Annotated in this window: 13 protein-coding genes; 5 read left to right on the top strand and 8 right to left on the bottom strand. The window is 74.6% G+C overall.

Going from position 1 to position 21,734, the window contains the following annotated elements; genetic code table 11:
• Positions 1-254: 254 nt before the first annotated feature.
• The gene (gene eccCa / locus OG455_RS12815) at positions 255-4,202 is read left to right on the top strand and encodes a type VII secretion protein EccCa (protein WP_266293203.1); all 3,948 of its coding nucleotides are present in this window, start codon (positions 255-257) and stop codon (positions 4,200-4,202) included.
• Positions 4,203-4,714: 512 nt separating this feature from the next.
• Positions 4,715-6,121, top strand: a complete 1,407-nt coding sequence (locus tag OG455_RS12820) for an APC family permease (protein ID WP_266293205.1) — start codon at positions 4,715-4,717, stop codon at positions 6,119-6,121.
• Positions 6,122-6,261: 140 nt separating this feature from the next.
• Here the strand turns inward: OG455_RS12820 and OG455_RS12825 are convergent, their stop codons facing one another.
• From OG455_RS12825 to eccB, 5 genes are all read right to left on the bottom strand, one after another.
• Positions 6,262-6,645: a hypothetical protein gene (locus OG455_RS12825; RefSeq protein WP_266293207.1), complete on the bottom strand. Its 384-nt coding sequence runs from the start codon at positions 6,643-6,645 to the stop codon at positions 6,262-6,264.
• Between the two features lie 172 nt (positions 6,646-6,817).
• Positions 6,818-8,065, bottom strand: a complete 1,248-nt coding sequence (gene mycP / locus OG455_RS12830) for a type VII secretion-associated serine protease mycosin (RefSeq protein WP_266293209.1) — start codon at positions 8,063-8,065, stop codon at positions 6,818-6,820.
• Positions 8,066-8,183: 118 nt separating this feature from the next.
• Positions 8,184-8,486 carry a WXG100 family type VII secretion target gene (locus OG455_RS12835; RefSeq protein WP_266293211.1) on the bottom strand — a complete coding sequence of 101 codons (303 nt, stop codon included), beginning with the start codon at positions 8,484-8,486 and terminating at the stop codon, positions 8,184-8,186.
• Positions 8,487-8,584: 98 nt separating this feature from the next.
• Positions 8,585-8,893 carry a WXG100 family type VII secretion target gene (locus tag OG455_RS12840; protein ID WP_266293213.1) on the bottom strand — a complete coding sequence of 103 codons (309 nt, stop codon included), beginning with the start codon at positions 8,891-8,893 and terminating at the stop codon, positions 8,585-8,587.
• A gap of 188 nt (positions 8,894-9,081) precedes the next feature.
• Positions 9,082-10,635 (bottom strand): type VII secretion protein EccB, encoded by a 1,554-nt coding sequence (eccB, locus tag OG455_RS12845; protein WP_266293215.1) that lies wholly within the window; start codon positions 10,633-10,635, stop codon positions 9,082-9,084.
• Between the two features lie 271 nt (positions 10,636-10,906).
• On the opposite strand from eccB, the gene eccE reads away from it, so the two are divergent.
• The 3 genes from eccE (at position 10,907) to OG455_RS12860 (ending at position 15,451) form a co-directional block, all read left to right on the top strand.
• Positions 10,907-12,175: a type VII secretion protein EccE gene (gene eccE / locus OG455_RS12850; protein WP_266293217.1), complete on the top strand. Its 1,269-nt coding sequence runs from the start codon at positions 10,907-10,909 to the stop codon at positions 12,173-12,175.
• Positions 12,175-12,945, top strand: a complete 771-nt coding sequence (locus OG455_RS12855) for a hypothetical protein (protein ID WP_266293219.1) — start codon at positions 12,175-12,177, stop codon at positions 12,943-12,945. Before eccE ends, OG455_RS12855 begins: the two co-directional genes overlap by 1 nt.
• Before the next feature lie 187 nt (positions 12,946-13,132).
• A complete protein-coding gene (locus tag OG455_RS12860; RefSeq protein ID WP_266293221.1) occupies positions 13,133-15,451 on the top strand; it encodes a MinD/ParA family protein in 2,319 nt (772 codons plus the stop codon).
• 89 nt (positions 15,452-15,540) lie between these two features.
• Here the strand turns inward: OG455_RS12860 and OG455_RS12865 are convergent, their stop codons facing one another.
• From OG455_RS12865 to truB, 3 genes are all read right to left on the bottom strand, one after another.
• On the bottom strand, positions 15,541-16,485 hold the full coding sequence (locus OG455_RS12865) for a bifunctional riboflavin kinase/FAD synthetase (RefSeq protein WP_266293223.1): 945 nt from the start codon (positions 16,483-16,485) through the stop codon (positions 15,541-15,543).
• 51 nt (positions 16,486-16,536) lie between these two features.
• The gene (locus tag OG455_RS12870) at positions 16,537-20,400 is read right to left on the bottom strand and encodes a hypothetical protein (RefSeq protein ID WP_266293225.1); all 3,864 of its coding nucleotides are present in this window, start codon (positions 20,398-20,400) and stop codon (positions 16,537-16,539) included.
• 393 nt (positions 20,401-20,793) lie between these two features.
• The gene (gene truB, locus OG455_RS12875) at positions 20,794-21,699 is read right to left on the bottom strand and encodes a tRNA pseudouridine(55) synthase TruB (RefSeq protein ID WP_266293227.1); all 906 of its coding nucleotides are present in this window, start codon (positions 21,697-21,699) and stop codon (positions 20,794-20,796) included.
• Positions 21,700-21,734 lie beyond the last annotated feature (35 nt).

Genomic DNA, 21,734 nt, shown 5'->3' on the forward strand with positions numbered 1-21,734 from the left:
GTCCACCGGAGTTGGCGCTGCGTCACCCTATCGCCCGCCCGGGCGGCGCGTGCCAGGGGTGTACCGGGGGTGTGCGCACCGGCCCCCTCTCGGCGCGGGCCGGGGCTCGGTAGGATCGGCCCCTGCGCAGCGCGCGTACCGGGGGCGGGATGGATCGCCGCGGTGTCGCCTGCGGTCCGCGGCGGGGGCAAGGCAGTCACAGGGGCGCCTCCTCCGGGGCCTGACGAGTCGCGTGAGGGCTGGTGCGGTAGTAGATGAGTGTCGTGACGGTCAAGCGTCCGCCCCGGGCGTACCCGCCCGTGGTGCCGGACGAGCCGGTGGAACTGGTCACCCCGCCCGAGCTGCCCCGCGGGGGTGGCGACGACTGGATGATGAGCATGCTCCCGCTGCTCGGCATGGGCGGCTCGGCCGCGTTCTTCTTCATGCCGGGCACGGCGCCGATGATGAAGATCATGGGCCTGCTGATGATGTGCTCCACCGCCGGCATGGGCGTGGCGCAGATAGTGCGGGCCCGCAAGGGCGGCGGCGCGGGGCTGGCCGACGAGCGGCGCGACTACCTGAAGTACCTGCAGCAGGTGCGCCGTCAGGTCCGGCGCACCGCCGAGCGGCAGCGCGGCGCGCAGCTCTACCTGCACCCGGAGCCGGACCAGCTCTGGTCGATCGTGGCCGAGGGGCGCCGGCTCTGGGAGCGGCGCCCGAGCGACCCGGACTTCGCCCAGATCCGCCTGGGCCGGGGCGCGCAGCAGCTGGCCACCCCTCTGGTGGCCCCGCAGACCGCGCCGATGGACGAGTTGGAGCCGCTGGCCGCCGACGCGATGCGCAGCTTCCTGCAGGCGCACGGCACCCTGCAGGACCTGCCGCTGGCGGTCTCGCTGCGGGCGTTCTACCACATCACGGTCTGCGGTGACCCGGACGCGGTGTACTCCAACGTCCGGGCCATGATCGCCCAGTTGACCACCCTGCACTCCCCCGACGACCTGGTGCTCGGGGTGGCGGCCGCGCCCGGCGCGCTGGAGGAGTGGGAGTGGGTCAAGTGGCTCCCGCACACCCAGCACCGCAAGCAGCACGACGGGGCCGGCTCGCGCCGGCTGATCGCCTCCGGGCTGGGCGAGTTGGAGCTGCTGCTGGAGGACGAGCTCTCGGGCCGCCAGCGGTTCAGCCGCGACGCCCCGGCGCAGTCGGACCAGCAGCACCTGGTGGTGATCCTGGACGGTGCCTCGGTGCCGCAGGACTCGCTGCTGGCCTCGGCCGACGGCGTGCACGGGGTGACCGTGATCGAGGTGGTCCCGGGCGACCTGGACGAGCCGACCGGGCACCTGGTGGTCACCGTCGGGCAGCGCGAGCTGCTGCTGGAGTCGGCCTCCGGCGCCTCCTACTCGGGCACTCCTGACCTGCTCTCCACCTGGCAGTCCGAGGCGCTGGCCCGCCAGCTGGCGCCGTACCGGATCTCGGCCGGCGGCGACGACGAACCGCTGCTCTCCAACCTGGACTTCACCGATCTGATGGGCGTGGGCGACGCCGGCTCGGTGGATGTGGCGCGCACCTGGCGGCCGCGGGCCCAGCACGAGAAGCTGCGGGTGCCGATCGGGGTCGGGGCCAATGGCGAGCTGGTCCAGCTGGACATCAAGGAGGCCGCGCTGGAGGGCATGGGCCCGCACGGCCTGTGCGTGGGCGCGACCGGTTCCGGCAAGTCGGAGCTGCTGCGCACCCTGGTGCTCGGCCTGGCGATGACGCACTCCTCGGAGACGCTCAACTTCGTGCTCGCCGACTTCAAGGGCGGCGCGACCTTCGCGGGCATGGCGGACATGCCGCACACCTCCGCGGTGATCACCAACCTGGAGGGCGAACTCACCCTGGTCGACCGCATGCGCGATGCGATCGAGGGTGAACTGAACCGCCGCCAGGAGCTGCTGCGCTCGGCCGGCAACTACGCCAACCTCAACGAGTACGAGCGGGCCCGGGCGGCCGGCGCGGCCCTCGACCCGCTGCCCTCGCTGGTGCTGATCATCGACGAGTTCTCCGAACTCCTCACCGCCAAGCCCGACTTCATCGACATGTTCATCCAGATCGGCCGGATCGGCCGCTCCCTGGGGGTGCACCTGCTGCTGGCCTCGCAGCGCCTGGAGGAGGGCAAGCTGCGCGGTCTGGACACCTTCCTCTCCTACCGGATCGGCCTGCGCACCTTCTCGGCCGCCGAGTCGCGGGCCGCGATCGGCGTCCCGGACGCCTACCACCTGCCGCCGGTGCCCGGGGTCGGCTACCTGAAGTTCGGCACCGACGTGATGGACCGCTTCAAGGCCGCCTACGTCTCCGGCCCCTACCGGGCGCCGGGCCAGCAGCGCGCCAGCGGCCGGATCTCCACCGTGCAGCCGGTGCTCTTCACCGCCGCCGAGGTGGCGGTGACCGAGCCGCAGGTGCAGGAGGTCGAGCCGGAGCCGGAGCTGCTCGACGACGCGCTGGTGGACACGGTGCTGGACGTGATCGTGCAGCGGATGGTCGGCCAGGGGCCGCCGGCCCACCAGGTCTGGCTGCCGCCGCTGGACGAGGCGCCGAGCATGGACCAGCTGATGCCGCCGCTGCAGGCCACCCCCGAACGCGGGCTCACCTCGCCGGAGTTCGGGGCACTGGGCCGCCTCGTGGTGCCGGTCGGCATCGTGGACCGGCCGCGCGAGCAGCGCCGCGACGTGCTCTACCAGGACTACTCCGGCGCGGCCGGCCACGGCCTGGTGGTCGGCGGTCCGCTCTCGGGCAAGTCGACGTTGATCCGCAGCATGGTGGCGGGCTTCGCGCTCACCCACACCCCGGTGGAGGTGCAGTTCTACCTGCTGGACTTCGGCGGCGGCGGCTTCCAGTCGCTGCAGGAGCTGCCGCACGTCGGCGGGGTGGCCGGACGCCTGGACCTGGACAAGGTGCGCCGCATGATCAGCGAGGTGCACGGCGCGCTGAACCGGCGCGAGGAGCTGTTCCGCGCCACCGGCATCGACTCGATCGCCACCTACCGCACCCGCCGGGCCGCCGGTCAGCTGCCGGAGGAGCAGTTCGGCGACGTCTTCCTGGTGATCGACGGCTGGCTGACCCTGCGCCAGGAGTTCGAGGCGCTGGAGCCGGTGGTCACCGACATCGTGGCCCGCGGTCTGACCTACGGCGTGCACGTCGTGCTCACCGCCGCCCGCTACGCCGAGGTCCGCCCGGCGCTGAAGGACGCGCTGCAGAACCGCACCGAGCTGCGCCTGGGCGACCCGATGGAGTCGGAGGTCGACCGCAAGGTGGCGCAGAACGTGCCGAGCGGCGCGTCGGGCCGCGGCGTGACCAGCGGCAAGCTGCACTTCCTGAGCGGGCTGCCGCGCCTGGACGGCTCCTCCAGCGCGGAGGACCTGGCGGCGGGCACGGCCGGGCTGGTGGAGGCGGTCAACGCGGCCTGGACCGGGCCGCGCGCCCCGCAGGTGCGGATGCTGCCGGCGGTGCTGGACGGAAACGCGCTGCCCAAGGGCTTCGAGCTGCCCGAGCGCGGTGTCGCCTTCGGCATCGACGAGAGCGAGATGGCCCCGGTCTTCGTCAACTTCGAGACCGACCCGCTCTTCATCGTCTTCGGCGAGAGCGAGTCCGGGAAGTCGGCGCTGCTGCGGATGCTGATCAAGCAGATCACCGAGCGCTACACGCCCGAGCAGGCCGGCATCGTGGTGGGCGACTACCGGCGCGCGCTGCTCGGCGCGGTGCCGCCGGAGTACCTGGTGGAGTACGCCGCCGCGCAGCCCGCGATGGCCGCGATCGTGGACATGCTGCGCGGCGCCTGCGCCCGCCGGCTGCCCGGTCCTGACGTGACGGCTGAGCAGTTGCGCAGCCGCAGCTGGTACAGCGGCAAGGACATGTTCGTGATCGTGGACGACTACGAGCTGGTCGCCACCGGCTCGGGCAATCCGATGGCGCCGCTGGCCGAGTTCTTGCCGTTCGCCCGCGACATCGGCCTGCGCGTGATCATCGCGCGCAGCGCGGGCGGCGCCGGGCGCTCGCTCTTCGAGCCGGTGATGCAGCGGATGCGCGAGCTGGGTGGGCAGGGCGTGCTGCTCTCCGGCAACAGGGACGAGGGCGCGCTGCTCGGCACGGTCAAGCCGCAGGCGCTGCCCCCGGGCCGCGGGGTCTTCGTGTCGCGGCGGATCACCAGCGGGCAGATGGTCCAGACCGGCTGGGTGCCGCAGCCGTAGCCCCACAACAGTTACACCGAGTGACGAGAAGGCCGGGTGCGCGCAGTCGCGCCCGGCCTTCCGCCGTCCAGCAACCGGAACGTTCCGGAATGTTATCGACCATTTTTCGCCGCTGAGCTGCGGTTCTCGTGGCGGGGGCGGTGGTGCGGGCGGACCGGCGAGGCGGGCCGGGTCGCCTGGAGACCGGCCTCCGCTGGCCGACTGGACCTTTGATTCACGAAGAAGGTCGGCCAGTTAACCTTCGATTCATGCCCCGTTGGCCAAAGTTAACAAGTCGGACATCAATCCTCGCGACACAAAGTGATCATCAGATCGGATGCCTATGCGGACTTTCGCAACGGATTCCGAAGGTCAACCGCCATTGACGCAAGCTTTACGCCCACGCACCATGGCGATCCGGGAGCGACAGGCAGGACCGAACCCCAGGCGACCCTCGCGGAGGCGATACCGCTCCCCACCCCAGCACCGCACAGGACCGCGCACCGCCGCGCTGAGTCGATCGGACCCCAGGCATGACCGACACGCTTCGCCCACCCACCGCCTCCCCCACGGTGACGGTCAGTACCGCCGAGGCCCCGCGCAAGCTGCAGCGCTCGCTAGGCGTCGTGGGCGGAACGCTGCTCACGCTCTCCTGCGTCACCCCGGCCTCCTCGCTCTTCGTCATCGTGCCGACCCTGTTCAACGCGCTGGGCACGGCGACCGCGCTGACCATCGGGATCGGCGCCGTGCTCTGCGTCGCGGTCGCCTTCTGCTACTCCGAGCTCGGCACCCTGATCCCCAGCGCCGGCGGCGAGTACGCGATGGTCGGCACGCTGGCCGGGCGGTTCGCCGGCTGGCTGGTCTTCATCCAGTCCCTGCTCGTGGTGATGATCGTCCCCGCGGTGATCGCCGTCGGCACCGCCGCCTACCTGGCCCCGATCGTGCACGTCAGCGGCCCGGTGGCCGGTGCCGCGGTGATGCTGGCCGCCACCGTGGCCGGCCTGCTGGACCTGCGGGCCAACGCCTGGATCACCGGCGTCTTCCTGGTCCTGGAGGTGATCGCGGCCGGCGTGGTGTCGGTCCTCGGCTTCGCGCACAGCCGGCGCGGCATGGGCAGCCTCTTCCACGGTGTGGTGGACGCCGGGCACGGCGCCACCAGCACGGTGGGCCTGGGCGCGATCATGGCGGCGATGGGCACCGCGCTCTTCGTCACCCAGGGCTTCAGCACCGCGATCTACCTCTCCGAGGAGCTGGAGAACCCGCGCCGCAACGTGGCCCGCACCGTGCTCTGGACGCTGGGGCTGTCCTGCGTGGTCATCATGGTCCCGGTGATCGCGATCACCGTGGGCGCCCCTGACCTGTCCACCCTGACCAGCGGCGACATCTCCGGCATGGTGGCCGGCTGGAGCGACTCCGCGCTCGGCACCTTCATCAGCCTCTGCATCGCGCTGGCCATCATCAACGCCGGCATCGTGATGGTGATCCAGAACTCCCGGGTGCTCTTCTCCTCCGGCCGCGACAAGGCCTGGCCCGAGCCGGTCAACAAGGCCTTCGGCACGCTGAACCGGTTCAACGCCCCCTGGGTCTCCACCCTGGCCGTCGGCCTGCCCGGCGCGGCGCTCTGCTTCGTCAAGCTCGACCAGCTGACCAACATCACCGGCGTCGCGGTCGCCGCCCTCTACCTGCTGGTCGCGGTCGCCGCGCTGCTCTCCCGGCGCGGCGCCCACAAGCACACCCCCGCCTGGCGCCAGCCGCTGTGGCCGGTGCTGCCGGTGCTGCTGATCGGGGTGCTCTGCTACGTGCTGACCCAGCTCGACCACACCGCGCTGCTCTGGACGGGTGCGATCACCGTCGCCGCCTCGCTCTACTGGGTCTGCTACCTGCGCCCGCGCCAGGAGTCGCGCTGGGTGATCACGCTGCCGGAGGACGAGCAGCTCTGAGACACGGGCTTCCGGCCCCGACGGCAACCGCGAAGCGGCCCGGACGCCCTGCTGAGGGGCGTCCGGGCCGCTTCGCCGTGCGGGGTCCGGTGCGGGGTGCGGGGTGCGAGGTCCGGGGTGCGAGGTCCGGGGTGCGGCCGCTACTGAAATATGCCGCCGTCCGGCCGCACCAGGTAGGCATCCCACTGCTTGGTCGGCAGCCGCTTGTCCGGGTGGACGTAGCCCTGCACCACGGTCAGGACCGAGTTGTCCGGCTGTCGGCCCGTAGTGCAGTTGTCGTAGCTCACCAGGGTCTTGTCCGGGCAGGAGGTGACGGCGGCGCTGGGGTAGGGCCGGCCCAGGTCGACCGTGACCTGCGCCTCGCCGTGGCCGTCGTCGTACAGCAGACCCGCGAACGGCTCGCCCGCCACCCCGTCGCCGTCGTCCGCGGTGCGCCGCCCGCTCGGCGAGCTGGTCCCACCCGGCGGCAGCAGCGACTTCAGCGCCGCGATCATCTGGTCCTTGCTGACCGGTGCACTCAGCACGGGCGCGGCGGTGGCGGTGGCACGGGTCGCCCTCGCGGGCGGCGGCCTCCGGCAGCTCGCCGCCGCACCGCTCCGGAACACCGTTACCCCCTGCCAGCGCCACCCTGTCACCTGGATGACGCGGCAACGGACCCGTGATGTTACAAGGGGGCCGACGGAATTCCGCCGGCCGTCAGGCCTGCCCGCGGCGCCGGTGGTCGCGCAGCACCACGGAGCCGCCGAGCAGCAGGGCCACCGCCAGCACCACGCCGCCCAGCACGTAGGTGGCGGTGCGCCGGTCGCGGTCGGCCTGGGTCTCACCGAGGCCGAGCGGCTGCGGCAGGATCGCCGATCCGGCCAGCGCGAACGTCGGGTCGGGGGTGGGGGTGCCGGTCGGCGGGTCGGTGTCGGTGACCGCCTTGACCGGGTCGACCACGCCCCAGCCGAGGTACTCGTTGGAGCCGCGTTCGGTGCGCTGGGCGGTCTGCTCGATCCGGGCGCGGATCTGCTGGGCCGTCCAGTCCGGGTGCTCGCCGCGCAGCAGCGCGGCCACTCCGGCCACGTACGGGGAGGCGAAGCTGGTGCCGTTGTCCACGCACTGGCCGCCGCCCGGGACGGTGGAGAGCATGTCGACGCCCGGAGCCGCCACCTTGACGAAGTCGCCGTAGTCGGAGAAGGAGGCGCGCTCGTTGTTGCGGTCGGAGGCGCCCACCGCGAGCACCGTGGGGTAGCCGGCCGGGTAGGTGGTCACCTGCTCGCCGTCGTTGCCGGAGGCGGCGACCACCACGATGTTGGCCGCCTCGGCGGCCGCGATGGCCGTCTGCAGGGCACCGCTGCCGTCGAAGGTCGGGCTGCCGTTGACGCCCCGCACGTCCTGCGAGATGTTGATGACCTGGGCGTGCTTGGCGATCGCGATCTGGATCGCCTGGGCCATGGTGCTGACGTTGCCGCTGCCCGAGTCGTCGTTCTGCCGGATCGACAGGATCTGGGCGCCGGGCGCCAGGCCGACGAAGCCGACCCCGGAGCGCGGTGAGGCCGCGATGATGCCGGCCACCTTGGTGCCGTGGCCGACCGTGTCCTGGTCCGAGGGTCCGATGGGCTGGCCGCTGTTGTTCGGGTCGGGCAGCAGCGTGCCGCCGTCCTGCACCTTGCCGGCCAGTTGCGGATTCTTGTCGTCCACGCCCGTGTCGATCACCGCGACCAGCACTCCGGCGCCGGTGACCTTGTTGTTCTGCCACAACTGGTCCAGCAGCACCCGCTGCAGCGCCCACGGGGCGGCCGCCACGTCCTTGGCCGGGAACTGGCAGTCACCGGCCGCGGCGAGACCCATCGGCGACCAGCGCGCTCCGGGCGGGTCCGCCGCCGCCGGCCCCGCGGCCGTCCCGGCCAGCACCCCGAGCACCGCGCCGACCGACGCGATCCGGCTCAGCCTCCGCCCCAACCCCACCTGGCACCTCTCGACTCGCCTGTGCTATCCGGACGTGCGGCGGGGCGGACGCCCAAGGACGCCCGCCCCGCCACCGCGGTCATGCCCTCGCCCCCGTGGAGGGCGGGGTGGCTCAACTACCCTGGTGCCAGATCGCGGTGTTCGCGCTCTCGGTGGTGGTGTAGCTCTGGTGCGCGTTGTCCAGCGCGGCCGCGATCTGGTTCAGCGTGTTGTGCAGGTCGGTGGCCTTCTGGTCCCAGATGGCCTGACGGGCCTGGTAGCCCTCCTGCGCCGAACCGGTCCACGAGCTGGCGATGCGCTGCACGCCGGCCTTGAGGTCGTCCAGCTGCTGCTGGATGCGGCCGGCGGTGGCGCGGACCTCGGTGCCCGCGTCCTGGATGGTGGCGAAAGTGACCTTGATGTGTCCGTCGGACATGGTGGCTCCTTGTCAAGGAAGAGGGTGAGCCGGGGCACCCCGGTCCGGGGTCGCCCCGCGCGGCCTACGCCGCGGTGCCGCTGAGCCGAGGACGCCGCTCAGGCGCCCTGGACACCGCCGAGCGAGCTCTTCTGCTCCTCTTCGGTCTGGGAGTACTTCGCGGTGGTGGCGTCGATCGCCGCGCGGATCTCGTCCAGCACCTTGTTGAGGGCACTGGCGTCATCGTTCCAGCGCTCCTGCAGCTGGTGGTACGCGGTCGCGGCCGCGCCCTGCCACCCGCCGGCGATCGAGCTGACCAGCGAGTTGAGCTTCGAGAGCTCGCCCTGGATCTGCGAGTTGACCTCGACGATCTTCCCGGAGAAGCTGCGCATCTCCTCAGCGGTCGTCGTGAACTGCTGACCGGCCATATTCCACCGTCCCCCATGAGACAGACTCTTTCCGAGCGGACGGTCACCCTGCCCACCCGGACGACATCACGGTGTGATGCTTGGCAGCACTGTAGCCGCCACCCCCGACACACCCAACACCGGGAGCGGTTTGGTTACCAACCCATGACGTTGCGGCAGCCCACAGCGCCAAGCCTGCTGACCGAGGGTCAGGAGTTCTGCACCTGGGTGGCCGCGTTGGTGTTCAGCGCCGGGCCGGCCGGCACCAGATCCGACCAGGCCTTGGGCACCAGGACCGGTTGGGTGTTCTGGTAACCGAGCCTGGCCTGCGCCTCGTTGGCCTGCGGCTGGGCCGGCTGACCGCTCGCCGAGGGGGCGGGGGTGGGCGAGGCGCCGGCCACCGTCCCCTCGCTGCTGGCGGGCACCGAGTAGCGCAGCCCGGTCTCGGTGATCAGGTAGTCGCTGCCGGAGGCGTCCGGGTTGTTGTCCATCGCGCGGTAGAAGAGCCCGTGCCCCGGGCTCACGTAGGCACTGGCCGAGCCCGGGGTCGCCGCGACCGGGAGGTCGGTGCCGGCCCAGACGCTCTGCTGGACGTTGGTGCCCGCCATGCCCTCGAAGGTCGAGCAGACCACCGGACGGGCGGTGCTCGGCCCGCCGCCGTTGACCGAGGAGCCCGGCTTGGCCTGGGGCCAATCGCCCGGGGCCGCGAGTTCGGTGGCGGTGCTGTCGTACTTCGAGACGTCGCCCAGGGTGATTTCGGCGTAGGCCGGCTGGTGGGGGTTGTACAGGTCCGAGGTCGACTTGGCCCAGCGCAGCAGCTCGGCCTGGAACGGCGTCACCGTGTAGAGCCGGTCGGGGCCGACCACGTAGTCGGTGCCGTTGGAGGAGACCAGCCGGCCCACCTTGTCCTGCTGCGGGTCGGAGAGCTTGACGCTCGACGCGGCGCCGATCGTCCCCGGCACCTGCGGGAAGGTGATCGGGCTTGCCTGGGGCAGGGTCGCCAGCCAGTCGTCGCTGACCGGCTCGGCCTTGGCGCCGTTGCCGAACAGCGCGAGCTGCAGGGCCGTCAGTTCCGTGTCGGAGGCCCCCGGCGCCCCGATCGAGTGCTTGCGGCCCTGCGGGTCGACCAGGAACTGCGCGTCGAGCGCACCGCTCGCCGTCACCCCCTGCACCCACAGCGACTGGCCGGCGGCGAGCTTGTGGCCGGGGTTCTCCAGCGCGGCCGCGTCCGGGCCGGCCGCCACGAAGACCGCCTGCACCGGGTGGCTGGCGTCGGCGCCGGGCCGGTCGCAGACCGACCACTTCTTCGCCACGCCGGCGTCGGCTGCGCTCGGCAACTTGTCCGGCGCGTACGGGATGCCGATGGTCGGGCCGTGCGACTTGTAGCTGTCGATCGCCGAGTCGGTGACGATGACCACCTTGGAGTCGGCCGGCAGCACCAGCTTCGCCGAGGCCATGTTGAGCACCGGGTGCAGCATCTTGGTGCCGTCCGCGCTGGTCAGCACGACGTAGCGGGTGGTCGAGTCCTTGCCCAGGATGATGTTGTCGCCGCTGTCCCAACCCTGCGGCGCGGTCGGCTTGATCAGCCCCCAGGCGCCGAAGCCGGCCACCAGCACCGCGGCCACCACGAGCGAGGGCACCACCGCGCGGATCGGCCGCGGGGCGTCCTCGTCACTGCCGCCGCCGACCGGCTGCAGGAAGGCGCCCACCATGCGCTTGCGCGCGAAGGTGTAGGCGTTCAGCTCGTCCTTGCGTGATGCCATGCTGCGTGGCCCTCCCCTGTTGAGGCCGCCCGCTCGCCTCCGGTCCCTGCTGACCCTCTACGATGCGGCAGACGGTGAGTACGGTACGGGTACTGTTCAACGCCCGGCCAACCGGGCCGTGACAGCGAATCAGAGAGGGTCACCCGGGGGAATGCCAAGCCAGAGTGCGCAAGGGCGACGCAGGGCGGCACGGGGCAGGGAGAAGGGCTCGCGCGGCACGACCGGGCCCCGGGTCCCGGAGGGCCGGCAGCAGCCTGACGGTGCGTCATCCGTGCCGGTGAAGGTGCATCCGCGCCCCGGTCTGCTCGGCCGGAGGCTGCGCCTGCAGCAGTTGGTGCTGATCGAGGTCGCGGCGGCGCTGGTCGCGGTCGGCTGGACGGTCAACCGCACCGTGGCCGGGGCCTTCGCGGTGCCCGCCCTGCTGCTGGTGGTGCTCGCCCTGGTGCCGGTGCGCGGGCGCAGCCTGCCCGAGGCGCTGCGGATCCGCTCCAGGGCGCGCGCCCGGCGCCGCGAGGCGCCCGGCAACGTGCCGCCGCCCGGCACCGACCCGGCCCTGGCCCCCGTGCTGGAGCTCGAACCGGCCCTGCACACCTGCACCCACGCCACCGAGGCGGACCTCGGCGGTGGTCGTCCGGTCCGCCGCGAGACCGGCATGATCGGCGACGGCACCTTCCTCACCAGCGTGCTGCTGGTGCAGGCCAAGGACCAGCCGCTGCGCCCGATGCGCACCGAACTGCCGCTGCCGCTGGACGTGGTCTGCTCGGCCCTGCGGGTGGACGACATCACGCTGGAGTCGGTCCAGGTGGTCCAGCACACCCAGCCCGCCCCCGCCCCGCACCTGCCCGAGCAGGCGCTGGCCACCCGCGCCTACCAGGAGCTGCGGGACGGGCTCACCACCCCGGCGCTGCGGCTGACCTGGGTCGCCCTCAAGCTCGACCCGGAGCGCGCGGCCACCGCCGTGCTGGCCCGCGGCGGCGGCGAGGAGGGCGCCCGAAAGGCGCTGCAGCGGGTCACCGACCAGCTCGCCGGGCGGCTCAACGGGGCCGGCTTCAGCGCCACCGCGCTGGACGAGCGCGAGCTGATCGCCGCGCTGTCCATCGCCACCTGTGCCAACCCGCTGGCCACGGCCGGCCGGCAGGGCACCGGCAGTGGCGGCAGCGGCACCCGCAGGACCCAGGAGAGCAGCCGGTTCTGGCGGATCGACGACCGCTTCCACACCACGTACTGGATCTCCAAGTGGCCCCAGCTGAGCCGCCCCGGCTCGCCGGGGCGCGGCGTGCCGGCCGCCGAGCTGATCAACCTGGCCACCGGCACGCCGGCCCTGGCCAGCGCGTTCAGCCTCACCGCGCGGCCCGGCGCCGGCGATTCGGTGGCGCTCACCGGCCATGTCCGGGTGGTCGCCCGCAGCGAGGCCGATGTGGCCCAGTACGGCCGGCTGCTGGAGCAGCGCGCACAGGGCGCGGGCCTGGGCCTGTCCCGGCTGGACCAGGAGCAGGCGCCCGGCCTGCTCGCCACCCTGCCCCTGGGGGGATGTGCCTGATGGCCTACCAGACCTACTCCGGGCAGAGCCGCCCGCAGCCCGCCGACGAGCAGGCCAGGCCGCAGCGCCGGATCCGGGCCGGCTTCGGCCTGCGCGGCCCGCGGCGCGAGCAGCACGTGCTCGGCCCCGAGGAGCTCGCCGCGCTCAGCGTGCCGGTGGGCGACGACGGCGTGGTGATCGGCGAGGACCCGCAGCGGCAGACCGCGGTGCTGGGCCTGTTCCGGCCCACCGCCTACGACGTGGTGCTGGTCGGCGGTGTCTGGACGGCGCAGGTGATCGCGCTGCGAGCGGCCGCGACCGGGGCCCGGGTGGCCGTGGAGACCGCCCGCCCGCAGGTCTGGGCGCCGCTAGCGCAGGCCGCCGGCGGCGGGCAGCCGTGCGTGACGGTGCACCAGATCGGGCGGCTCGGCGCGCAGGGCGCCTCGGTCTCGGCGCCGGTGCTGGTGGTGCGTGACCTGGGGCCGCGCCCGCCGCGCAGCCGGCTCTCGGCGACCCCGTGGCAGTCCACCCTCACCCTGCTGCCGTACCTGGGACCGAACGCGGCCCGGGTGCTGAACGCGGCCGACCTGACCGGTGTGCAGCGGGTCTCCCCGCAGGAGGCGGAGCTGGTCGGCCGGGTGCTCTCGCTGAGCAGCGCGGACGTGGCGGCGCTGCCTACCCTGAGCGACGACTTCACGCTCTGGGCCACCCGGATCCACCGCCAGTACGTGCGGACCGAGCCTGGCCCGGCCGAGCACCAGCAGCTGGGGCCGGCCCGCCGGGTCGACTGACCCGGGCGGCGCCACCACCGGTACGGGTGACAGCGCCGACCGGCCGGCCGCGCGGAGGCCGCCAGCAGCTGAGTGCCCATCAGGTTCGGACCAGAACCGACGGCGCACTCAACCTGGCGAGGCACAGGTTCTACTCTTGTGCCTGACCGCACCGCGACGAGCGGCAGCGAACACGAGGGAGCCCTAGGTGAGCAGCGATCGGGACGGCGTCTACGTCGGCGACAACGCGGCGGAGGACGACGACGACTGGTCCGACGCACCCGACTACACTCCCCCGTCCTGGTACACCCAGGGCGACGCGGCGCAGGCCGGCGCGGGCGGGGCTGGCGCTCCGGTACCCGCCCCGGCCGCACCCGCCGACGCTCGGGCCGAGGCGCCCGCGCCGGTGACCTCACCGGTGGGCGCGCCTGCCGTGGTGCCCGCGCCGATCGCGGCCGATCCGGTGCCGGCGCCCGTGCCGGTAGCAGCACCCGCGCCCGCGCAGGGCCCGGAGTCCGCCCAGGCAGCCGCACCGGCCCAGGCCGTCCAGCCGGCTCAGCCTGCTCAGACCGTCCAGCCGGCCCAGGCCGGACCGCCGCAGCAGCCCGGACCGCCCGCGCAGGCCGGCTGGCCGGGGGCCGAACAGGGCGGCTGGCCGGGCGCCGAGCAGGGCGGCTACCAGGCACCCCCGCAGCAGCCGGGCCCGCCCCAGCCGCTCCCCCCACAGGTCGCCCAGGCCGCACCGCCGCAGCCGCAGCCGCAGCCGGGCTACGGCTACCCCAACGCCGCCTACCCCAACACCGCCTACCCGCCCAGCGCCTACCCGCCGCACCTGCAGCCGGGCCCGCCGCAACAGGCCCAGCAGGCCCAGCACGCTCTGCCGGTGCCGCCGCAGCAGCCGCAGGCCCCGGCCGAAGCCGCGCCGCAGCAGCAGGGCGGGCCCGCCGCCGGCACCCCGTGGGCCCAGGCACCGGTCGCCCAGCAGCAGGGCGCCCAGCAGCCCGGCCCGGTCGACCCGCGCCAGGGCGGCTGGCCGGCCCCGAACAGCGGCCAGCAGGCGCAGCCCCAGCCGCAGCCGGGCCCGCCGGCCCACCCGCAGCAGCCGCAGCAGCCGCAGGCCCAGGCCCAGTCGCCCTACCCGGCCCCGGTGGCCTACCCGCACCAGCAGAGCGGCCCGCAGGCCCCGCCCGCCTTCCAGCAGGGCGGCGGCCAGCAGCCGACCGCGCACGGCGCCCCGCTCGGCTACACCGCGGCCGTGGAGCTCTCCTCCGACCGGCTGCTGCGCAGCCAGCCCAAGCAGCAGCGTCAGGCGCCGCGGCTGAAGTTCGGCGGCAAGGCGGCCCAGGCCGAGCGCGAGCGCAGGCTGACGATCATCCGCACCCCGGTGCTGAGCTGCTACCGGATCGCGGTGATCAGCCTCAAGGGCGGCGTCGGCAAGACCACGACCACCACCTCGCTCGGGGCCACGCTGGCCAGCGAGCGCCAGGACAAGGTGATCGCGATCGACGCCAACCCGGACGCGGGCACGCTGGGCCGGCGGATCAAGCGCCAGACCGGCGCGACCATCCGCGACCTGGTGACGGCGATCCCGCACCTGCGCAGCTACATGGACATCCGCCAGTTCACCTCGCAGGACCAGAACTCCGGCCTGGAGATCCTGGCGAACGACGTCGACCCGGCGGTCTCCACCACCTTCAACGACTCGGACTACCGCCAGGTGATCGACGTGCTGGGCCGCCAGTACCCGATCATCCTTACCGACTCGGGCACCGGCCTGCTCTACAGCGCGATGCGCGGGGTGCTCGACCTGGCGGACCAGCTGATCATCGTCGCCACGCCGAGCGTGGACGGCGCCAGCAGCGCCAGCACCACGCTGGACTGGCTCTCCGCGCACGGCTACGCGGACCTGGTCCAGCGCAGCATCACGGTGGTCTCCGGGGTGCGCGAGACCAGCAAGATGATCCGGATCGAGGACATCGTCGCGCACTTCGAGACGCGCTGCCGCGGCGTCGTCGTGGTGCCCTTCGACGAGAGCCTGGCGGCCGGCGCCGAGGTCAACCTGGAGATGATGCGGCCCAAGGTCCGCGAGGCGTACTTCGAGCTGGCCACCCTGGTCGGCGAGGACATCATCCGGGCCCAGCAAGCCGCGCAGAGCAGCGGCTGGCAGCAGCAGGCCCAGCAGCAGGGCGTGCCGCCGCAGCAGCAGTGGAGCGGCCAACCCGGGCCGGTCCAGCCGCAGCAGCAGCCGTGGGGCCAGCCGGGCCAGGACGGCCAGGGTTATCCGACGCCGCAGCAGGAGGGCGGCCAGCCCTGGGGCGCGCCGCCGCCCGCCCAGCCCTGGGCACCGCAGCCCGGGCAGCCCGCGCCGCCGCCGGGCTACGGCTACCCGCCGCCCGGCGCCCCGCAGCAGCCCGGACCGCAGCAGGCGCCGCCCCCGGAGTGGCCGCAGCAGCCCGACCCGGCCCAGCAGCCGCCGCAGCAGCCCGGCTACGGGTACGGCTACCCGCCACCCCCGCAGCAACAGTGAGTGAACGATGAAGCGGCGCCCGCCCCCAGGTATCCGGGGGCGGGCGCCGCTTCGTTCCGTCCGGCTGCCGCGGGGGTGGCGGGTGACCGTCAGACCTGCTCGGTCAACTCCCTGGCCTGCTTGACGTCGTCGGCCATCCGGTCGAGGAGCGCCTCGATGCTGTCGAACTTCTCCATCCCGCGCAGGTAGGCGAGGAAGTCGACCGCCGCGTGCAGCCCGTAGAGGTCCAGGCCCACCCGGTCGATCGCGTAGGCCTCCACGGTGCGGGCGGTGCCGTCGAAGGTCGGGTTGGTGCCGACCGAGATCGCCGCCGGCATCAGCTCGCCCTGCGCGGTCAGCCACCCCGCGTACACCCCGTCGGCCGGGATCGCGCTGTGCGGCACCGTGTCCACGTTGGCGGTCGGGAAGCCCAGGTCGCGGCCGCGCTGGGCGCCGCGCACCACGATCCCCTCGACCCGGTGCGGGCGGCCGAGCACCTCGGCGGCGCCGGCCATGTCGCCCGTGGCCACCAGGCGGCGCACCAGTGTCGAGGAGAACGGCTCGCCACCGCCGGCCGCACCGCTCACCCGCAGGTCGACCACCTCGACCGCGAAGTCGGCGGCCCGGCCCAGCTCGGCCAGCAGCTCGACATTGCCCGCGGCCTTGTGCCCGAACCGGAAGTTCGGGCCCTCGATCACCAGCCGCGCGCGCAGCGCGTCCACCAGCACCTGCTGGACGAAGGTCTCCGGCGACTCCTTGGAGAACTCGGCGGTGAACGGGAGCACCAGCACCGCGTCCACCCCGAGCGTGGCCATCAGCTCGGCCCGGCGCGGGTGCGGGGCCAGCAGCGGCGGGTGGCTGCCGGGGCGCACCACCTCGCTCGGATGCGGGTCGAAGGTCACCACCACGGCCTTGACGCCCAGTTCGCGGGCCCGCTCGACCGCCCGGTCGATGATCAGCTGGTGCCCGAGGTGCACACCGTCGAAGGAACCGATGGTGACGACGCTGCGTCCCCAGTCGCCGGGAATCTCCTCCAGGCCACGCCAGCGTTGCACCCTGACCGCTCCTCTTCTTCCGCCACTGCTCACATGCTCGAACTCGATCCCCTATAGCGTGCCATGCGCCGCTCCACGCTCCGGCACCGGAACGCCCGCTGCGCGCGGCACCGCGGCCGTCACCGCCCGCGCCGGCGTGCGCTCGGCCTCGGCCGCCGCGTACTGCGGGTCGCGGCCCTGCGCGAGCAGCGCGCGCATCCGGGCGAGCAGCGGCCCGCCGGCCGGGGGGCGGTCGTCGGCGGGCCACTCGGCGAGCAGTTGGGCGAAGCCGGCGCTCCGGCCCGCGCAGCGCACCAGCAGCGCGTCCCACCGGTCCGGGCCGCCGTCGCCCTGCTCCCAGGCGGCCGCGATCCGGCGCACCGCCGCGCGGACCGGTCGCGCCTCCTGGCGGCCCGTGGTGGTGGCCAGCCGCTCCAGGGCCGGGGCCAGCACCGCGGGGTCCCGCTCGGCGACCAGCAGGCGGTCCAGGAACTCGCGGCGCAGCGCCTCCCCCTGAGGCGGCTCGTCCTGCGGCGTGGCGAGCACCAGCGCGAAGGCGCGCCGGACGGCGGCCGGCCGCTCCCTGGCCGGGGTGCCGAGCAGCGCGGTCAGATCGCCTCGGGCCGCCACGCCGAGCACCAGCCGCCGGTTCAGGTACTCGGCCACCAGCTCGGCCCGCTCCGGGCGGGCCCGCAGCAGCCGCCCGGCCAACCGGGTGGCCGGGTCGGGCAGCGAGCTCGGCACCCCGGTGCCTGCTCCGCCGCTCCCGGCTCCGCTGCTCTCGGCTCTGCCAATGCCGAATCTGCCGGTGCCGGAACTGCCGCCGCCGGAACCGCCGGTGCCGGACGGGGCATCCGCGAGCACGCGCAGCACGGCGGCCGCGCCGGGGCCCGGCACGGCCAGGCGGGTCTCGAAGGCGGCGAGCACCGCGGCGGCGTCGGTGTCCAGCGCCGGACCGAGCACCTCGGGACCGACGAACGGGTCGTCGGCCGCGTACGCCGCGAGCGCTGCCGCCAGGTGCCGGGCGCGGGTGGCGGGGTCACGGACGAGCAGGGCGAGCGCGGCCCCGTGCAGCGCGGGTTCCTCCTCCCGGGCGAGCAGGGTCAGCGCGGTGTGGCGCAGCAGCTCGCACCCGGCGCCGGTGGCGTACGGCGCGGTGCGCAGCGCGTGCACGGCGGCCGCCACATGGCGCTCGGGACGGGCGTCATGGCTCCACCGGTCGACGGCGCGGCAGAGCGCGGACGGCTCCTCGACCGCCAGCACGGTCAGCAGCGCGTCGGCCCGCGGGTGCGCGGTCGCCACCAGAGCCTCCGTCAACTCGTCGACGCCCAAAGCCCGATGCGCGAAGAGCAGGTCGTGGGCGAGGTCGGCGACGAGCACCCCGGGTCGCCCGGCCGGCGCGCGGCGGTCCTCGAACCAGCCGCAGAGCGCCGGGAAGGCCGCGGCGCCCGAGGCCGTGAGCCGGTCCGTCGCCGCGGCGAGGAAGTGCGCCTCGGGGCCGTCCGCCCTGACCAGCACCCGCAGCAGGGCCCAGACCTGCTCGGCGGGCAGGGCCAGGCCGGCCCAGAAGCCGGGACCGAACCGCGCCAGGGCGGCACCGGGCACCTGAGCCTGGCTCTGCGCCTGCCCTCGCTCCCGTACCGGCTCCTGCTCCTGCCCCTGCTCCCGCTCCCACTCCCACTCCCGCGCGGCCGTGCCGGCGATCCGCTCCGCCATCAGCTCCAGCAGCTCCTGGTGCGCCACGGGGTCCGGGCTCACCCGCAAGCCCGTCGCCAGCAGGCGCGCCGCCCACCACCGCGCCTCCACGCCCGGCTCCACGCCCGCCTCCGCGCCTGCCTCCACGCCGGCCTCCACGCCTGGCCCGGTGCTTGCCCGCGCTGCCCCGGCCTTGTCGCCCGCCCCGGCCCCGCCCCCCGGCCCGTCCGGCGGCTCCTCCGGCGGCCCCTCCAGCGCCTGCCAGAGCCGACGCAGCCACGGGTCGAGGCCGGCGGCCCCCCGTGCCCGGGCGAGCGAGCGCAGCGCGGCCTCCACCGCGCCCACCCGGTGCCTGGGCACCGCCCGGCGCGCCTCCCTGCGCCCGGTGTCGGCCAGCAGCAGCCGAAGCGTCCCGTCCAGGTCCAGGTGCCGGCCCTGCAGCCAGTCCGCGACCTCCTCGTGCGCCAGCCGGTAGCCCTCGCCCGCCGGGACGAAGAGCCGGTCCGCCAGCACCGCCTCCCGCCAGCCGCCGGCCGCCGGGAACAGCTCCTCGAAGGCAGCCGGCCCCAGCCCGCCCTGGCCGGGCCCGAGCATCCGGCGGGCCGCCTCGTGCACCCGACCGGCAGCCGTCGCCGCGAGCCGGCGCACCTGCCCCGGCGCGAGGGCCGGCATCGGCGCCGTACCGCCCTTCCGGTGCGAGGCGGGGCGCACCCGGGCCCGGGCGAGCCGCTCGGCGATCCGCAGGCAGCGCAGGTCGAGCCAGCCCTGGTACAGCTCCTCCGCGCTCGCGCCCACCGGATCCGTGCCGCCGGCCCGCAGCTCCCCCGCCAGCCGCACCAGCAGTGGACCAGGTCGCGGCTGATCCACCTCCACCCCGTGGCGCAGCCCGGCCCGCTCCAGGGCCGGCCCGCCCGGCCCGCCCGGCGGGCTCAGCCGGTGCAGCCGAACCGTCGCGACCGCTCCGGCGGGCCCGTCCGGCCCGGCCGCCCCGGCCACCGATGCGTACTGCTCCCAGCTCTCCGGCCGGCAGGCCACCAGCAGCCGGGCCCGCGCCGTGGTGAGCCAGTCCAGCGTGTCCGTCCACCAGCCGGGGCCGAGCCCGCCGGGCGCCTCCTCCGGCGCGTCCAGCACCACCAGCAGCGGTCGGCCCGCGGCGGCGCAGACCCGGGCCACCGCGGCCTCGTCCGCCCCGGCGGCCAGCGGCGGCAGCGTCCGCGCCAGGGCGGCGGGCAGGCCGCGGTCCGCCGCCCGCAGGTCCGCGCCGCGCAGCCAGAGGCTCGGCAGCGACGGCTCGGCAGCGGCCCGGCGCACCACGAGGGCCGCCAGTTCGGTGCTCCGCCCGCTGCCCGGTTCGCCGACCAGGACGGTCAGCGGCACCCCCGGCTCCTCGCCGCGGAGGCCGTCCGCGCGCTCCGTCCGATCGGCGGCCAGCTCGGCGATCCGGCCCGGTCCCGCTGCCGCGCAGGCCAGTTGACGGGAGGTCAGCCGGAGCACGCCGCCCAGGTTGAGCGCGGGGCCGTAAGCGGGCGCGGCGAGCGCGTTGGCCGCCAGCAGCTCGGCGAGCGCGGCCGGGGCCGGGGCCAGGGCCAGGGCCGACCCGGTCGACGCGGCATCGACCTCCGCCCCGCCGGCGGCCACGAGCGGGATCGCACCGGTCAGGCCGTCCGGCAGCCCGCGCAGCCCCGGGGCGAGCAGGCCCAGCACCACGCCGGTCGCGGGATCGAGTACCGGGAGTCCGGCCACCGGCGCGGTCCCGGGCGGCAGTTCGAGCAGCAGGACACCCGACAGCAGCCGGGCCGGCGCCGGCGGGCCGGTCAGCGCGGCAGCCGTGCCGCGCAGCGTGCCCTCGCCCACCCCGGGCAGCAGCACCTCCGAGCGCGGGCGGCCCGGCGGCGTGCGCGGCCCTGCCACCGGCAACGGCACACCACCGACCGCCTGATCGACCGTCAGCCAGGCCAGACCGAGCTCCGGGCAGCGGGTCAGCGCGGCCGCACCGACCATGTGGCACTGCCCGGCCGCCGTGCGCACCCGCAGGCCCTCGCCCCGTTCCGCCGACCCGGCGACCTCGGCGACCACCTCGTCCACGGTGAGCACCGTGCCGCGCGCGTCGGCCCAGAACCCGTGCCCGAGCGCCCGTCCGGCGCTCGTGCTGATCCCGACCAGCGCCCCGCGCGGGTCCACCGGACCGCCCTGCACCGCGGTGCCGTCCACCGCGGTGCCGCCCTCCAGGCCACCAGCCATCCGTGCTGCCCTCCCCGGCGGCCCCGGCGGGCACCTGTCGGGCCCCTCGCCGCTGCCGTGCTCGCCGCGGGGAGCCTGCCCGCGGCAGGGCCGGAGCGACCGCGGCCGCCCCGTTCACCACCTCCGGTCACCTCGCGCGCTCGACCGTTCGAGTGAGGCAAGGGACACCGAAACTCACCCGTGCAGGTGAAGCGGGGCCGGCCGGGGCAGGCCCGACCCCGGAGGCGGCACCGCACGGCACCGCACCGCACCGCACGGCGCGGCACGGCACGGCGCGGCGCGGCACGGAGACCTCCACAGGGAGAGCTCGGCACGAAAAGGGGCCGGGTGGGGTGGGAAGTCGATCCCGCCGACTTCCCACCCCACCCGGCCCGCTCAGCACGACCGTGCGAGCTACCCGACGAAGACCGCCACCGGTCGCGCCAGCCCGCCCTTCTCCTCGACCAGCGCGAGGAACTGCTCGTCCGGCCCGAAGACCGCGATCGGCCCGTCCACGCCGAGCCCGGGTGCCGTCAACCGGGCGCCGGTCGACAGCAGGCGCGCCTCGTCGGCGCCGATGTCCCACCGGGGGAAGGCGGCCGCGGCGGCCGCGCCGATCGGCAGCACCGAGAACTGCTCCTCCAACTGCTCCAGGGTGTGCGCGGACTCCACGCCGTAGGGGCCGACCTTGGTGCGGCGCAGCGCCGTCAGGTGGCCGCCGACGCCCAGTGCGCCGCCCAGGTCGCGGGCGAGCGCGCGGATGTAGGTGCCGGAGGAGCACTCCACGGTGACGTCCAGGTCGATCACCGCGGTGCCGTCCTCGGCCACCGCCGCGCGCTGCTCGTGCACGGTGAAGGAGTGGACCGTGGTCGGCCGGGCCGGCAGCTCGAAGTCCTCGCCCTCGCGCACCCGGTGGTAGGAGCGCTTCCCGTCGATCTTGATCGCGCTGACCTTGGACGGCACCTGCATGATGTCGCCGGTCAGCAGGGCGATCTGCTCGTCGATCGCCGCCCGGGTCACCGCGTCGGCGGGAGCGGCGGCGGTGACCTCGCCCTCCCGGTCGTCGGTGATGGTGGTCTGGCCGAGCCGGATGGTCGCCTCGTAGGTCTTGGCGGTGAGCATCAGGTGCCCGAGCAGCCGGGTGGCCCGCTCGACACCGATCACCAGCACGCCGGTGGCCATCGGGTCCAGGGTGCCGGCGTGGCCGACCTTCCTGGTCCCGGCCAGTCGGCGCAGCCGGGCGACCACGCCGTGGGAGGTGATGCCTTCGGGCTTGTCCACGATGACCAGGCCGTCAGGGCCGGTGCCTTTGCGCTTCATCAGTTCTTTCTTCGCAACGTTTGCAAACCATGGTT

Source organism: Kitasatospora sp. NBC_01287 (genome assembly GCF_026340565.1).
In the GTDB taxonomy this organism is placed as follows: domain Bacteria; phylum Actinomycetota; class Actinomycetes; order Streptomycetales; family Streptomycetaceae; genus Kitasatospora.

Bases quoted from the DNA above. Each gene is read 5' to 3' on its own strand.
- eccB (WP_266293215.1), bottom strand. From the start codon at position 10,635: ATGGCATCACGCAAGGACGAGCTGAACGCCTACACCTTCGCGCGCAAG.
- truB (WP_266293227.1), bottom strand. From the start codon at position 21,699: ATGAAGCGCAAAGGCACCGGCCCTGACGGCCTGGTCATCGTGGACAAG.
- eccCa (WP_266293203.1), top strand. From the start codon at position 255: ATGAGTGTCGTGACGGTCAAGCGTCCGCCCCGGGCGTACCCGCCCGTG.
- OG455_RS12820 (WP_266293205.1), top strand. From the start codon at position 4,715: ATGACCGACACGCTTCGCCCACCCACCGCCTCCCCCACGGTGACGGTC.
- OG455_RS12870 (WP_266293225.1), bottom strand. From the start codon at position 20,400: ATGGCTGGTGGCCTGGAGGGCGGCACCGCGGTGGACGGCACCGCGGTG.
- OG455_RS12855 (WP_266293219.1), top strand. From the start codon at position 12,175: ATGGCCTACCAGACCTACTCCGGGCAGAGCCGCCCGCAGCCCGCCGAC.
- OG455_RS12840 (WP_266293213.1), bottom strand. From the start codon at position 8,893: ATGGCCGGTCAGCAGTTCACGACGACCGCTGAGGAGATGCGCAGCTTC.
- OG455_RS12835 (WP_266293211.1), bottom strand. From the start codon at position 8,486: ATGTCCGACGGACACATCAAGGTCACTTTCGCCACCATCCAGGACGCG.